The organism is Natronobiforma cellulositropha, assembly GCF_025629245.1.
GTDB classification, from domain to species: Archaea; Halobacteriota; Halobacteria; order Halobacteriales; family Natrialbaceae; genus Natronobiforma; species Natronobiforma cellulositropha.
On the sequence record NZ_JANZXN010000038.1, the window covers coordinates 1 to 936 of the forward strand.

The following is a 936-nucleotide window of genomic DNA, read 5'->3' on the forward strand; positions in this document are numbered from 1 at the left end:
CCGGTGGGTTGTACACACTCTCCACCGGATTCTCACATTCCTAGTTACTGACGATTCTAGCTCGGGGTCTCTGGATGTGTCGCTGCGCTAAACTAGAACGGATGGAGCCGTCCCCGAAGGGTCTTTGAGATAGCGGGGGTACGCTCGAGTGGCCGATGACGACGCACCCGCTCGGAACCGGACTCGGCACCCGGTGGTGATGAGCCCTATGAGTGCCGAGGCCACACCTTTGGTGCCAAGCATAGGCAGAATGCTGGACGTTCGCTAGCCTAGTAAACGTTTCGACCACAGATATTAAATTTCTATCCTATGTGATAGACCACCTGGTTGCTGCTACTGAGGTTACAAGTATCGAGACGTTCAAGAATAACAATATGGCAAAGACCGAATCGGAGCTGAGGATAGAGTTTATCGGAGCTGTAGTACGTCACACCAAAGGCGGAGTAGTCCACTGCAACGCTGAACCCACAATGGGAAAAGTAGACTACGGAAGGCACAACTGCCAAGAAAAAATGACCGCCGGAGACGATGTCATCCTCTACTACGAAAAAGAAGAAGGAGAAGAATGGCTCCAACTATACAGGTTCTGCTCAAACTGCGACGATGCCCGACGCCTACCCCAGCAAGGACGGAAACACGGAACGGAACAAGCCGTTGTCGAAGGAACGCTCGAACACTTCGAAGGAACAGTAGAAGGGAAATTCTACGAAGACGCCGTAAGACTGACTGACGTCCAAGTACACCACTACAGCCCGGTCACAGAAGGATAACTCACGTGTTCTTCGGGCGGATTGTCCGCAATGCACTAATGGATGAACTGAGTTGAGGGTGTATTCGTCTTTAGCTAAGACTCACACCTCGGTTGCGTAGCGGTAGCGAGCGTCTCTTGTAACACTGGCCGTTGCTGGTGGATCTTCTGTGCGTCGTCGATCAGTC

The 936-nt window shown here is 52.2% G+C and carries 1 protein-coding gene; it reads left to right on the forward strand.

The genetic code is table 11. The features are described from left to right. Nucleotides 1–311: 311 nt before the first annotated feature. Nucleotides 312–770 carry a hypothetical protein gene (locus tag N0B15_RS15430; protein WP_263020613.1) on the forward strand — a complete coding sequence of 153 codons (459 nt, stop codon included), beginning with the start codon at nucleotides 312–314 and terminating at the stop codon, nucleotides 768–770. Nucleotides 771–936: the final 166 nt, after the last annotated feature.